The sequence below is a fragment of the Nocardiopsis sp. CC223A genome (assembly GCF_030766825.1).
Lineage (GTDB): Bacteria > Actinomycetota > Actinomycetes > Streptosporangiales > Streptosporangiaceae > Nocardiopsis.
Window position 1 is genome coordinate 1 of record NZ_JASFDV010000124.1, and the last position, 13,384, is coordinate 13,384.

Here is a 13,384-nt window from a genome sequence, read left to right on the forward strand (position 1 = left end):
CGGACCGGGCCCCTCGTCGTGTGCCCCTCACCGTGCGTCCGAGCGGGCGCGGCTCAGGTGAGGTCGCGGACCACGGCGTCGGCGAGCAGCCGTCCCCGGCGGGTGAGCACGGCACGGCCCGCGCGGTGCGCGTCGGCGTCCAGCAGGCCTTCGGCGACGGCCCGGGCGGCGGCCTCCCGCCCCCGGGGTTCGAGCAGTTCCAGCGGGCACCCCTGCTCGACCCGCAGCTCCAGCAGCACCCGCTCGAAGCGGCGCTCCCGGTCGGTGAGCACCTCGCGGGCCTGGGCCGGGCTGGCGCCCTGTGCCAGGCGGGCGGCGTAGGCGGCCGGGTGTTTGACGTTCCACCAGCGCGTGCCGCCCACGTGGCCGTGCGCGCCGGGGCCCACGCCCCACCAGTGGGCGCCGGTCCAGTAGAGCATGTTGTGCCTGCTGCGGCCCTCGGGCGTGCGCGCCCAGTTGGACACCTCGTAGGGGGCGAACCCGGCCTCGGCGAGCACCGTGTCGGCCATGAGGTAGCGGTCGGCCATGGTGTCGTCGTCGGGTTCGGCCAGCTCGCCGCGGCGTACCCGGGCGGCCAGGCGGGTGCCGTCCTCCACGATGAGGGAGTAGGCGGAGACGTGGTCGGGTCCGGCCGCCACGGCGGCGTCCAGGGAGGCCCGCCAGTCGTCGTCGCTCTCGCCGGGGGTGCCGTAGATGAGGTCGAGGTTGACGTGCTCGAACCCGGCCTCGCGGGCCCAGGCGACGCACTGCTCGGGGCGGCCGGGGGTGTGGCCGCGCTCCAGGACGCGCAGGACGTGCGCGCGGGCGCTCTGCATGCCGAACGACACCCGGGTGAACCCGGCCTCGCGCAGGCGCGCCAGGTACTCGGGGGTGACGGTCTCGGGGTTGGCCTCGGTGGTGACCTCCGCGCCCGGTTCCAGGCCGAACCGGTCGGCGATGGCGGCCAGGATGCGGCCCAGGTCCCCGGCGGCCAGCAGGGTGGGGGTGCCCCCGCCCACGAACACGGTGCTCACCGGCGGCCGGGGGCCCGCCAGGACCCGGTCGGCCAAAGCGATCTCGGCGATGGCCTGGTCGGCGTAGGTGTCGCGGGAGGCGACCGCCGTTCCGTCGCGGGAGACCAGCTCCTCGGCGGTGTAGGTGTTGAAGTCGCAGTAGCCGCAGCGGGTGACGCAGAAGGGCACGTGGACGTAGAACCCGAGCGGCCGGTCGCCGAGTTCGGCGAGGGAGGCCTCCGGCAGGTCGCCGGTGCGCGGTACGGGTTCGCCGTCGAGGGCAACGGAAGGCATGTACCCAGTGTCACCGACCCGGGTGTGTGCCCGGTCCGCACCGCTCGGCCGGGAGGTCCCGCCCCTGCCTGGGAGGGGGCCTTCCGTCGCATGTCCGCGGCCCCGGGCCCTGCTCCTCCGAACTCCCTCCCGCGCCACGGGAGGTGGCGCGGGCGCCCGCTCCGGCAACCCCGCGCCCGCGGCCCCGGGATGCACCCGCGGTGAGCCGCGGGCTCAGAGCACGGCGGACCGGCCGCCGGCCGCCCCCGGCCGCACGCGGGACGGGCGCTCAGAGCGCGGAGCCCTGGACGGCGGCGCCGTCGTGGGCGCGGGGGGCGCCCGCCCCGGCCCCGGGAGCGATGCCGGTGGAGCCGCGCACGACCAGCTCGGGGCCGAACACGAACTCGGTGTGGGAGACGGGATGCCCGGCGATCTCGTCGCACAGTGCCCGGGCGGCGGCCAGCGCCATGGCGTGGACCGGCTGGCGCACGGTGGTCAGCGGCGGGTCGGTGAACGCGATGAGCTGGGAGTCGTCGTAGCCCACCACGGAGAAGTCGCGGGGGACGCGCAGGCCGCGCTGGCGGGCCGCCCGGATGGCGCCCAGCGCCATCATGTCGGAGCCGCACACCATCGCGGTGACGCCGCGGTCGATGAGCCGGGTGGCGGCGGCGTGGCCGCCCTCCACGCCGAACAGCGACAGCTCCACCAGGTCGGCCCCGTCCAGGCCGTGGTCGCGCAGCGCCGCGTGGTAGCCCTCCAGCTTGCGGCGGACCGGGACGTAGCGCTCGGGGCCGCTGGTGAACCCGATGCGGGTGTGCCCCAGGGCCACCAGGTGGTCGACGGCCAGGCGTCCGGCCTCGCGGTCGTCGCAGGAGATGAACGCCGCCGGGATCTCCTGGGCGAACCCGTTGACCAGGACGATGGGCAGCCGCCGGGAGACCAGGGAGCGGTAGCGCTCGTGGGAGGCGGTGGTGTCGGCGTGTTTGCCGGAGACGAAGAGGATGCCCGAGACGTTGCGCTCCAGGAGCAGTTCGACGTACTCGTCCTCCGTTATGCCGCCGGGGGTCTGCGTGCACAGGACGGGGGTGTAGCCGCGCTGGGCCAGCGCCCCCTCCGCCGCCTGGGCGAACATCGGGAAGACGGGGTTGTCCAGTTCGGGGATGACCATGCCCACGAGGCCGGCGGAACGCTGGCGCAGCCGGGCGGGGCGTTCGTATCCGAGGACGTCCAGCGCGGTCAGGACGGCTTTACGGGTTTCGCTGCCAACGCCCGGTTTGTCGTTGAGCACCCGCGAGACCGTCGCCTCACTGACACCTGCGTGCCGCGCGATGTCGGCAAGTCGTGGACCCATGGTCGCAACTCTAGTCGAGATGGCCGTCACATGGTTGAAAGTTGGCGGTAACCTTGCGCAAGAACTTGCAGCCACCGACCGGGAAGGACCCCCACGATGACCCATGAGTCGCACTGGTGGCGCGATGCGGCCATCTACCAGATCTACGTGCGCAGCTTCGCCGACGCGAACGGGGACGGCGAGGGCGACCTCGCCGGGATCCGCGAGCGCCTGCCCCATCTCGCCGAACTCGGCGTGGACGCGATCTGGCTGACCCCCTTCTACGTGTCCCCGCTGGCCGACGGCGGCTACGACGTGGCGGACTACCGCGACGTCGACCCCCGGTTCGGCACCCTCGGGGACTTCGACGCGCTGCTGGAGGCGGCGCACGGTCTGGGCATCCGCGTGATCATCGACGTGGTCCCCAACCACACCTCCTCCGCGCACCGGTGGTTCCGTGAGGCCGTGGCGGCCGAGCCCGGCGACCCCGCCCGCTCCCGCTACATCTTCCGGGACGGCAAGGGCCCCGACGGCGAGCAGCCGCCCAACAACTGGAAGTCGATCTTCGGCGGGGCGGCCTGGACGCGGCTCAAGCGCCCGGACGGCACCCCCGAGCAGTGGTACCTGCACCTGTTCGACGCCGAGCAGCCCGACCTGGACTGGACGGCCCAGGAGGTGCACGACGAGTTCGACGACGTGCTGCGCTTCTGGCTGGACCGGGGCGTGGACGGGTTCCGCATCGACGTCGCGCACGGCATGGTCAAGGACCCGGCGCTGCCCGACATCGCCGAGGACGCCAAGGCGGACCTGCTCGACGGCAGCACCTCGCTGCCCTACTTCGACCAGGACGGCGTGCACGACATCTACCGGCGCTGGTCGGCGATCGCCGCCTCCTACCCGGGCGAGCGCACGATGGTCGCCGAGGCGTGGGTGGAGGACGCCGCGCGGGTGGCCCGCTACCTGCGCCCCGACGAGCTGCACCAGGCGTTCAACTTCGAGTACCTGACCGCCCCGTGGGACGCGGCGCGGCTGCGCGAGGTGATCGACGGTTCCCTGGCGGCCAACGGCGCCGTGGGCGCGACCACCACGTGGGTGCTGTCCAACCACGATGTGACCCGCCACGTCACCCGGTTCGGCGGCGGGGAGCAGGGGCTGCGCCGGGCGCGCGCGGCCACGCTGCTGATGCTGGCGCTGCCCGGCTCGGTGTACCTGTACCAGGGCGAGGAGCTGGGCCTGCCGGAGGTCACCGACCTGCCGGAGGACGCGCTCCAGGATCCGACCTGGGAGCGTTCGGGCCGCACCGAGCGGGGCCGTGACGGCTGCCGGGTGCCGCTGCCGTGGGAGGCCGGCGAGGCGCCGTTCGGGTTCGGCCCCGCGGGTTCCACCCCATGGCTGCCGATGCCGCAGGGCTGGGGCGCGCTGGCGCGCGACGCCCAGCGCGGGGTGGCGGGCTCCACGCTGGAGCTGTACACCCGGGCGCTGGGACTGCGCCGGGAACTGGACGCGCTCGGCGACGGGGCGATGACCTGGCTGGACGCTCCGGAGGGCGTGCTGTTCTTCGAGCGCGAGCCGGGCGTGCGGGTGGCGGTCAACCTCGGTGCGGAGCCGGTGGAGGTGGCCACCGGCGGCGAGGTGCTGCTGGCCAGCGGCGAGGTCTCCGCACCGGTCGGGGGCGTGCTGTCCCTGCCGGGCGAGACCGCGGTGTGGCTGCGCTCCTGACCCGTTCGCGGAGCGGACCGACGGCCGGGCGCCGCGAGGGCGCCCGGCCGTCGGCGCATCCGGGGGCGGCGCATCGGGGTCGGCGGACGGCCGGTACGGACCGGTTGCCGGCAAGAACCGCCGGGTTGCGCCGGTTTCTTGCAGGTGGCGCCGCAATGGTGTGACCAAATGGTGCGCTCTCACAGATACGATCAGCCCAGGGTGACGGCACGGCGACGCACGGCGTCGGATCACACCGGCGTTTCCATGGCGTTTCCACATCTTTATCCAGGAGGCCTGCAAACTCTTTCAATGATTGCAAGTTATTGCTAACGTCACATCACCACGCACGGCGGCGGCAGGCACCGGATTCTCCGGCGGACCGCACGCACGACCTCCTCAGTCCGTCCTCCCGGAAGGAAGACACCATGAGATTGCGCAGCGCACCGGCGATCGCGGCCCTCGCCGCGACCGCCCTGATGGCGACCGCCTGCGGAGGCGGCGACGAGGACGCCCAGGAGAACACCGACACCACCCTCGTCATCTGGTCCGACCCCGAGCGGGCCGCCGCCATCGAGGCCGCCGCGCAGAACTTCGCCGACACCAACGGTGTCCGGGTCGACGTGCAGCAGCTCGCCTTCGGCGACATCCAGGGCGACCTGCTCAACGCCCACCAGGCCGGCAACGCCCCCGACATCTTCATCGGCGCCCACGACTGGACCGGCAACCTGGTCCGCAACGGCGCCGTGCAGCCCGTCGAGCTGCCCGAGCACCGCGCCGAGACGCTGGACGAGACCTCGGTGCAGGCGCTCACCTACGACAGCCAGCTCTTCGGCGTGCCGTACTCGCAGGAGAACATCTTCCTCATGCGCAACACCGCGCTGGCCCCGGACGCCCCGGAGACCTTCGAGGAGCTCGTCGAGGTCGGCACCTCCCTGAAGGACGGCGGCGAGACCAGCGAGGTGCTGTCCATGGCCGTGGGCCAGGAGGGCGACCCCTACCGGATGAACGCCCTGTTCACCTCCGCCGGCGGCTACCTCTTCGGCCAGGACGCCGAGGGCAACTGGGACCCGAACGACCTGGGGCTGAACAGCGACGAGTCCATCGCCGCCATGGAGAAGATCGCCGAGTACGGCGAATCCGGGCAGGGCGTACTGCGCCGCTCCATCGACACCCAGAACGACGCCTCCCTCTTCTTCGACGGCGAGGCCCCGTTCTTCATCGCGGGCCCGTGGAACATCGGCGACGCCGACGCCGCCGACCTGGAGTACGCCATCAGCCCCATCCCGGGCTTCGAGGGCGAGGGCCCGGCCCGGCCCTACATCGGCTACCAGGCCTTCTTCATCACCGAGGGCAGCGCCAACAGCGCCCTGGCCCAGGAGTTCCTGGCCAACCACGTGACCGACCCCGGGTTCATCCTCAGCCTCTACGAGTCCGACCCGCGCACCCCGGTCCAGCTGGAGGCCCTGGAAGAGGTCTCCGCCTCCGACGCCAACATCGCCGCCATCGCCGAGGCCGGCGCCGAGGGCATGCCCATGCCGTCCATCCCCGAGATGGGCGAGACCTGGGAGCCCCTGGGCAAGGCCGAGGCCGCGATCATCGGCGGGGCCGACGTGCGCGAGACCATGGAGAGCACCCACGAAACGATCGCCGAGAAGATCGGCGGTTAGGGGTGTCCTCCCGCAACAGCGCGGGCGCCCCCGGACCGGGGGCGCCCGCCCGCACGTCACCGCCCGGCGGCGGCCTCGCCGGCTCCGGGTCCCTCTGGGGCCAGGTCGCCAAGATCGCCCTGCTCGGCCTGTTCACGGCCCTGGGCGTCTGGGCCGCCCTGCCGCTGTACGTCGGCGGCAACTGGGCGGGCATCGCCGTCGTCGCGGCCGTGCTCGTCCTCGTGTACTGGGTGTACCTGTCCAAGAGGACGGTGCCGCTCAAGTACCTGCTCCCCGGTGTGCTGTTCCTGATCGCGTTCCAGATCCTGCCGGTGCTCTACACCATGAGCACCTCGGTCACGAACTTCAGCGACGGCCACCGCGGCGACAAGGAACAGGCGATCGCCGCCATCGAGGCGTACTCGGTGACCCGCGCCGAGCAGGGCCGCGAGTTCGGCCTCACCGTCGCGACCACCGGCGACCCCGAGACCGGCGAGCTGGTCTTCCTGCTCACCGACTCCGACGGCACCGCCTACGCCGGCGACATCGAGGGGCTGCGGCCCCTGGACGACGCCACCGTCGACCCCGCCTCCGGCCGGGTCACCGAGGCGTTCGGCTACACCGTCCTGACCCCCGCGCAGGTCAACGCGCGCAGCCAGGAGCTGGAGGAGTTCGCCGTCCCCGTCGGCGACGGCGCCGGCATCCGGGCCAACAGCCTCTCCACCGCCTACGAGGGCCGGGCCACCCGGGTCTACGACGCCGGGTGCGACTGCGTCACCGACACCTCGACCGGCGTCGTCTACACCGCGGACGACGAGCGCGGCGCGTTCTACAGCGAGGACGGCGAGCGGCTCGCCCAGGGCTGGCGCGTGAACGTCGGCTTCGACAACTTCGCCCGGTTCCTGTTCAACCCCACCTTCGCCTCCTCGTTCTTCACCATCCTGGTGTGGAACATCGGCTTCGCCGTGGCCGTCACCGGCCTGGTGTTCGTCGTGGGCCTGGCCATCGCCCTCACCCTGCACGTGCCGCGGCTGCGGGGCAAGAAGGCGTACCGGATCCTGGTGGTCCTGCCGTACGCGATGAGCTCGCTGGCCATGTACCTGCTGTGGCGGGACATGTTCAACACCGACTTCGGCCTGTTCAACCAGTTGCTGGGCACGAACGTCGACTGGCTGGGCGATGCCTGGACGGCCCGGTTCGCGGTGATCCTGGCCAACGTGTGGCTCGGCTACCCGTACATGTTCCTGGTCGCCACCGGCGCCCTCCAGGCCATCCCGCGGGAGCTGACCCAGGCGGCGCGGATCGACGGCGCCGGCGCCTGGCAGGCGTTCCGGCACGTGACCCTGCCGATGCTCATGGTCGCGATGACGCCGATCCTCATCGCGACGTTCGCGTTCAACTTCAACAACTTCAACGCGGTGTGGCTGATCACCAAGGGCGGCCCCTTCCCGCCGGACGACCCGTCGGCCGGGGCCACCGACCTGCTCATCACCTACACGTACCGGATGGCGTTCAGCCAGGCCACCGCCGAGTACGGTTACGCGGCGGCGCTGTCCGTGATGATCTTCGTGATCGTCTCGGTGATGTCGGTGATCAGCCTCAGCCGCGGCAAGGCCCTACAGGAGGTGGACCGATGACCGCGGCGACCCGGGGGTACCGGCGCAGCACCGGCTCCGCGATCGCGCTGTGGTCGGCGCGGTTCGGCTGGCGGCACGTCGTGATGATCGTGGTCGCGGCGTTCGCGCTGTTCCCCGTGCTGTTCGTGGTGTCGGCGGCGGTCAACCCCGTCGGCACGCTCAGCAGTGCCCGGCTGTGGCCCACCGGGGCCGGGTTCGACAACGCCGCGGACCTGTTCCGGAACACGCCGTTCACGACCTGGTACGCCAACTCGCTGTTCTTCGCGGTGGCCAACGCCGCGGCGACGGTGTTCCTGTCGGCGCTGGCCGCGTACGCGTTCAGCCGGATGCGGTTCAGGGGGCGCCGGGTGGGGATGGTCGGCCTGCTGATCATCCAGATGTTCCCGCAGTTCCTGGCGATCGTCGCCATCTACCTGATGTTCAGCACCGTCGGCGAGTACCGGCCCGAGGTCGGGTTCGACACCCGGTGGGGGCTGCTGCTGGTGTACCTGGGCGGGGCGCTGAGCATCAACACGTGGCTGATGAAGGGCTTCTTCGACACGGTGCCCAGGGAGCTGGACGAGTCCGCCCAGATCGACGGGGCCACCCACGCGCAGGTGTTCTTCCGGATCATGCTGCCGCTGGTCACGCCGGTGCTGGCGATCGTGGGGCTGCTGGTGTTCATCTCCACCATCAACGAGTTCCTGATGGCGAGCGTGTTCCTGCGCGACACCGACGCCAAGACCCTGGGGCTGGGCCTGTACCAGCTGGTGGAGTCACAGCGCAACGCGAACTTCGGGATGTTCTCGGTGGGGGCGATCATGCTGTCCCTGCCGACGCTGATCGTGTTCTGGTTCCTCCAGAGGTACATCACCGAGGGGCTGACCGCCGGAGCGGTCAAGGGCTGACCGTCCGCCGCACGCACGGCCGGGGCGCCTCCCGACGGGAGGCGCCCCGGCGTTCGTCCGGGCCTCCGGTGGCGGCGGCCCGCTCCCCCCGGCACCGACGAGGGGCGCCCCGACCGAACCGGACCCCAGAAGTCGGACCGGTGATTGAGAGGCCAGGCCACAAGGGCCTTTCGACCATGGGGTTTCCATCGCCCGAACAGGATACGGAGCGCCTGGCGGCCCACGCCGAGCGATGAGGCCGTGGTTTTGAAGCCGTGGCCGGCCTCGAACAGGTCCACAGTGGCAGCACGCTGCTCGCTGGTGGGTGAACTACGCGGGTTCATGCACATACTCCCCGGAAGCGGAACCGATTTCTCAGTCCAACTTCCGGGGAGCAGTTCAGACCGGGGCGCCCCTCGTCGGCTCGGACGGCGGGACTACTTCTTCTTCTTGTCCTCGCCGCCGGTGTCCGTGGACAGCGCGGAGATGAAGGCCTCCTGGGGGACCTCGACCCGGCCCACCATCTTCATGCGCTTCTTGCCCTCCTTCTGCTTCTCCAGCAGCTTGCGCTTACGGCTGATGTCACCGCCGTAGCACTTGGCGAGCACGTCCTTGCGGATGGCGCGGATGTTCTCGCGGGCGATCACCCGGGCGCCGACGGCGGCCTGGATCGGCACCTCGAACTGCTGCCGCGGGATGAGCTCGCGCAGCTTCTTGGTCATCTCGACGCCGTAGGTGTACGCCTTGTCCTTGTGGACGATCGCCGAGAAGGCGTCGACGGCCTCGCCCTGGAGCAGGATGTCGACCTTGACCAGGTCGGCCTGCTGCTCGCCGGTGGGCTCGTAGTCCAAGGAGGCGTAGCCCTTGGTGCGGGACTTGAGGTGGTCGAAGAAGTCGAAGACGATCTCCGCCATCGGCAGGGTGTAGCGCATCTCGACGCGGTCCTCGGACAGGTAGTCCATGCCCTGCATGTCGCCGCGCCGGTCCTGGCACAGCTCCATGATCTGGCCGATGTAGTCCGAGGGGCTGAGCACCGTGGCCTTGACCATCGGCTCGTAGATCGCGGCGATCTTGCCCGCCGGGAACTCGCTCGGGTTGGTCACCACGTGCTCGGTGCCGTCCTCCATCTCCACCCGGTAGACCACGTTGGGCGCGGTGGAGATGAGGTCGAGGTTGAACTCGCGCTCCAGCCGGGCGCGGGTGATCTCCAGGTGCAGCAGGCCCAGGAAGCCGCAGCGGAAGCCGAAGCCCAGCGCCGCCGAGGTCTCCGGCTCGAACACCAGGGCGGCGTCGTTGAGCTGGAGCTTCTCCAGGGCGTCGCGCAGCACCGGGTAGTCGGTGCCCTCGATCGGGTACAGGCCCGAGAACACCATGGGCTTGGGGTCCTGGTAGCCCGACAGCATCTCGGTGGCGGGCCGGTTCAGGGCGGTGATGGTGTCACCGACCTTGGACTGGCGCACGTCCTTCACGCCGGTGATGATGTATCCCACCTCGCCCACGCCCAGGCCGTCGCACTTGGTGGGTTCGGGCGAGCTGACGCCGATCTCCAGGATCTCGTGGGAGGCCCGGGTGGACATCATCTGGATGCGTTCGCGCGGGCTGAGGCGGCCGTCCACCACGCGGACGTAGGTGACCACGCCGCGGTAGGTGTCGTAGACCGAGTCGAAGATCATCGCGCGGGCCGGGGCGTCGGCGTCGCCGATCGGCGGCGGGATCTGCCGGACGATCTCGTTGAGCAGCTCCTCGACGCCCTCGCCGGTCTTGGCGCTGACCCTGAGCACGTCGGAGGGCTCGCAGCCGATGATCCCGGCCAGTTCCTCGGCGTACTTCTCCGGCTGGGCGGCCGGCAGGTCGATCTTGTTGAGCACCGGGATGATCGTCAGATCGTTCTCCAGCGCCATGTACAGGTTGGCCAGGGTCTGGGCCTCGATGCCCTGGGCGGCGTCCACCAGCAGGACCGCGCCCTCGCAGGCGGCCAGCGAGCGGGAGACCTCGTAGGTGAAGTCGACGTGCCCGGGCGTGTCGATGAGGTCCAGGGTGTAGGTCTTGTCGTCCAGCGCCGTGAACGGGATGCGCACGGCCTGCGACTTGATGGTGATGCCGCGTTCGCGTTCGATGTCCATGCGGTCCAGGTACTGGGCCCGCATCTGACGGTCCTCGACGACGCCGGTGATCTGGAGCATCCGGTCGGCCAGCGTCGACTTGCCATGGTCGATGTGCGCGATGATGCAGAAGTTGCGGATCAGCGCGGGATCGGTCCGGTTCGGCTGTGCCACCGTGCTCCGTTCGACTAAGGGTTCGGGGTGTGCGGCCCGCGGGGCCGTCGTCCATCCTCCCATGGAGGAGTGCGCGCCCTCCCCTTGGGCGGGCGGCGGACGGTGCGACATCATGGTCGCGCACGCGGGTCTGTCCGGTGTCCAGATTATGCGACCTCCGAGCCTCTCGGGGCGCACGAACGGTGGGGGTGGCGGCGGTGAAGTGGTTTCTGACCCGGCTGCTGGCGGGTGCGGCGGCGGTCGCCGTCGTCCTGGCCGGGGTGGGGGTGCTGCTGGCCGCCCAGTATTCGGGGACACCGGCGGCATGGGCGGTCTCCCAGGGGACCGACGCCGTGTGGGTGGACTCCGCCGACGACGCCGACGATCTGCGCGCGCTGCTGGACACCGGCGCGGTGGACACCGTGTACCTGTTCGCCGGGGAGATCGACGCCGAGGGGGACGTCACCGCCGCCGACGACCTGCGCCCCCTGGTGGAAGGGTACCCGGACGTGCGGGCGCTGGCCTGGCTGCGGCACGCCACCGAGGGGTCGTCGCTGCTGAGCGACCGGTTCGACCGGCAGGCCCGCGAGCGGCTCGCCCCGGCCGCGGCACGGGCCGCCGAAGGGTACGCGGGGGTGCACCTGGAGATCCGGCCGGTGACCGTCAACGACCCGTCGCTGCCGACGCTCATGGAGATGGTGCGCGGGGAGCTGGGCGGGGACGCGGTGCTGTCGGTGCTGGCGCACCACGTGGAGCCGGCCCCCGGCGGGCGCATCCCGTCGTTCGTCATGAACGGCGAGGAGAAGTACTGGTCCAAGGGGTACCTGGCGCGGGTGGCCGAGCACGCCGACGAGGTGGTGCTGCCGGGGACGGACCCGGGGATGCCCACGGACGCCATGGACGGCGGGTTCACGGTGCGGCAGGTGACCGAGGCGGTGGCGGCGCTGCGCACCCGGGATGAGGTGACGGTCCGCTTCGGGGTGCCGTCCGGCGAGCAGGCGGAGACGGTGCTGGCGGCGATCCGCATCGGAACGACCCGGGCGCGGGCGCCCGAGCAGGTGCGCCTGGGGGTGAGCCTGTCCGATCCGGCGGACCTGCGGCTCTACACGGCAGGGTGGCTGGGCTGAGCAGTGGGCGCCATGCGGCATACTGGAAGTCCGTGTCTCGGACTTCCACGTTCTTTCAAGCCCTGTGGAAATCACACACCCAGCGTCGACGCCCGTGTCGGCCGCTCACGGAACGGCTGCCCGTGAGCAGAGCCCGCGGACCGACCGACGCACAAGCACAGATCAACTGGAGCACGTTTTCGCATGGCGAACATCAAGTCGCAGAAGAAGCGCATTCGGCAGAACGAGAAGGCCCGTGTCCGCAACCAGGCGGTGCGCTCTTCGCTGAAGACGGCCGTCCGCCGGTTCCGTGAGGCTGCCGAGACCGGGAACGTCGAGCAGGCCACCGTGGCCCAGCGCTCCGCCGCCCGCGCCCTGGACAAGGCCGTGAGCAAGGGCGTCATCCACAAGAACCAGGCCGCGAACCGCAAGAGCGCGATCGCCAAGCGCCTGCACGACCTGCAGAGCGCCTAGAGCCCTTCACCGAAGGCCCGGCCCCCGTGCGGGGGCCGGGCCTTCGGGTTATCCACAGGCCGTACATCCCCGCTGGCGTGCCGTGACCGGGCTCCTTACCTTGGGCTCATGACCCCTCGACACGACCAGCAGGAACGACTCCGAGCCCTGGGCCTGGACGCCTCCCCGGCCGCACGCCGGCTGCGCGCCCGCATCCCGCGTCCCGCCCCCGAACCCGCCGAGGGCATCCCGAGCGCCCCGTACTCGGTGGACGCCTGGCCCGAGCGCGACCCGCACGACCGCGCCCCGACACCCCCGGACCCGGACGCCACCCGCACCGTGCGCACCCCGCCCCCGCGCGATCCGCCCCCGTGGACCGGCGCCCGGCTCCCCCACCCGCCGCCCACCGACGGCACCACCGAGCGCCTCCGCCCGGCCCTTCCCCGGAGCGACGATTCCGCCGTGGAGCAGCCCACCGGACCCGGCGGATCCACCGGTCGGCCGGGAGGCACACGGCCCGGCACCGCTCCGGGCCGCAGTACGCATCCGCCCGCCCCGCACACCGCCGCCCACCTCCGCGAGAACCGATCTCACGCCACCGACGCGAGCAGAACGTCCCCGGCCGCCGCCCCGGCCGGGGAGGCACGACCCCCGGCCGTGCGCCCCCGAGGGCGGAACGGGCCCACGCCGGGCGGCGGGACCCCGCACGCGGCCGATCAGGCGTGGGCCACCGACGCGGGCCGGGCGGCCGCTCCCGCCGGGTGGCCGGGGGACGGGCGGGGCGGCACCCGGCGGCCCGCCACGGAACACCCCCACACAGACGAGACGGCGGCCCCCACCGGATGGCCGAAGGACCGGCAGGACAGCACCCGACGACCCGCCACGGAACACCCCCACACAGACAGGACAGCGGCCCCCACCGGATGGCCGAAGGACCGGCAGGACGACACCCGACGACCCACCACAGAACACCCCCACACAGACAGGACAGCGGCCCCCACCGGATGGCCGAAGGACCGGCAGGACGACACCCGACGACCCACCACAGAACACCCCCACACGGACGGGACGGCCGCGACGGGGCGGGCTGAGGCTCACCCTCCGGACGCGGGTGCGGCGGCATCG

The 13,384-nt window shown here is 71.7% G+C and carries 9 protein-coding genes; 6 read left to right on the top strand and 3 right to left on the bottom strand.

What is annotated here, in order from left to right; genetic code table 11:
- Window positions 1-53: 53 nt before the first annotated feature.
- A complete protein-coding gene (gene hemW, locus QJS33_RS29625; protein WP_306371376.1) occupies window positions 54-1,286 on the bottom strand; it encodes a radical SAM family heme chaperone HemW in 1,233 nt (410 codons plus the stop codon).
- Window positions 1,287-1,554: 268 nt separating this feature from the next.
- Window positions 1,555-2,616 carry a LacI family DNA-binding transcriptional regulator gene (locus tag QJS33_RS29630; protein ID WP_306371377.1) on the bottom strand — a complete coding sequence of 354 codons (1,062 nt, stop codon included), beginning with the start codon at window positions 2,614-2,616 and terminating at the stop codon, window positions 1,555-1,557.
- Window positions 2,617-2,712: 96 nt separating this feature from the next.
- Here QJS33_RS29630 and QJS33_RS29635 point away from each other — a divergent pair, with 96 nt between their 5' ends.
- The 4 genes from QJS33_RS29635 (at window position 2,713) to QJS33_RS29650 (ending at window position 8,466) form a co-directional block, all read left to right on the top strand.
- Window positions 2,713-4,314 carry a glycoside hydrolase family 13 protein gene (locus QJS33_RS29635; protein ID WP_306371378.1) on the top strand — a complete coding sequence of 534 codons (1,602 nt, stop codon included), beginning with the start codon at window positions 2,713-2,715 and terminating at the stop codon, window positions 4,312-4,314.
- A gap of 407 nt (window positions 4,315-4,721) precedes the next feature.
- Window positions 4,722-5,963 carry an extracellular solute-binding protein gene (locus QJS33_RS29640; protein WP_306371379.1) on the top strand — a complete coding sequence of 414 codons (1,242 nt, stop codon included), beginning with the start codon at window positions 4,722-4,724 and terminating at the stop codon, window positions 5,961-5,963.
- A gap of 2 nt (window positions 5,964-5,965) precedes the next feature.
- Window positions 5,966-7,579 (top strand): ABC transporter permease subunit, encoded by a 1,614-nt coding sequence (locus QJS33_RS29645; RefSeq protein WP_306371380.1) that lies wholly within the window; start codon window positions 5,966-5,968, stop codon window positions 7,577-7,579.
- Window positions 7,576-8,466 (top strand): sugar ABC transporter permease, encoded by an 891-nt coding sequence (locus QJS33_RS29650; RefSeq protein WP_306371381.1) that lies wholly within the window; start codon window positions 7,576-7,578, stop codon window positions 8,464-8,466. Before QJS33_RS29645 ends, QJS33_RS29650 begins: the two co-directional genes overlap by 4 nt.
- Before the next feature lie 416 nt (window positions 8,467-8,882).
- Here the strand turns inward: QJS33_RS29650 and lepA are convergent, their stop codons facing one another.
- Window positions 8,883-10,721 carry a translation elongation factor 4 gene (gene lepA, locus QJS33_RS29655; RefSeq protein ID WP_306371382.1) on the bottom strand — a complete coding sequence of 613 codons (1,839 nt, stop codon included), beginning with the start codon at window positions 10,719-10,721 and terminating at the stop codon, window positions 8,883-8,885.
- A 197-nt stretch (window positions 10,722-10,918) separates the two neighbouring features.
- On the opposite strand from lepA, the gene QJS33_RS29660 reads away from it, so the two are divergent.
- Both QJS33_RS29660 and rpsT read left to right on the top strand, forming a co-directional pair.
- Window positions 10,919-11,827, top strand: a complete 909-nt coding sequence (locus QJS33_RS29660; RefSeq protein WP_306371383.1) for a hypothetical protein — start codon at window positions 10,919-10,921, stop codon at window positions 11,825-11,827.
- Window positions 11,828-12,010: 183 nt separating this feature from the next.
- Window positions 12,011-12,280, top strand: a complete 270-nt coding sequence (gene rpsT / locus QJS33_RS29665; RefSeq protein ID WP_220562658.1) for a 30S ribosomal protein S20 — start codon at window positions 12,011-12,013, stop codon at window positions 12,278-12,280.
- The last annotated feature ends 1,104 nt before the right edge of the window (window positions 12,281-13,384 follow it).